The organism is Micromonospora sp. ABR4_055, assembly GCF_056160425.1.
The window spans coordinates 1-255 of the sequence record NZ_JBSWXD010000376.1 but is presented as its reverse complement, the minus strand read 5'-3'; the positions used below and the strand labels follow the sequence as shown (position 1 = coordinate 255).

Annotated in this window: 1 protein-coding gene; it reads right to left on the bottom strand. The window is 71.0% G+C overall.

What is annotated here, in order from left to right; genetic code table 11:
- On the bottom strand, positions 1–255 hold a 255-nt coding region (locus ACXAHD_RS32470), incomplete at both ends, for a transposase family protein (protein WP_475055234.1).

The window sequence follows — 255 nt, the reverse complement described above, 5'->3', positions numbered from 1 at the left end:
CGATCATCCCGGGCCCGCCGGGTGCGTAGTGGCCTGCCCACCGGGCGGCGATCCCGGACACGTCGAAGGCCTTCCGGTCGTGCATGCCCCCCGGACACGGATCACCCACGTCGACCACCCGTCCCGCGAGGTTGGCGACCACCTGCACGTTCTGCCCGCAGAAACCCTTCTTCTCGGAGAACAACCCGTCGACGTCGTCGCGTTCCCCGACCGGCGCGACCAGACCATCGACCAGGACCGCGTCCCGGCGGGCCT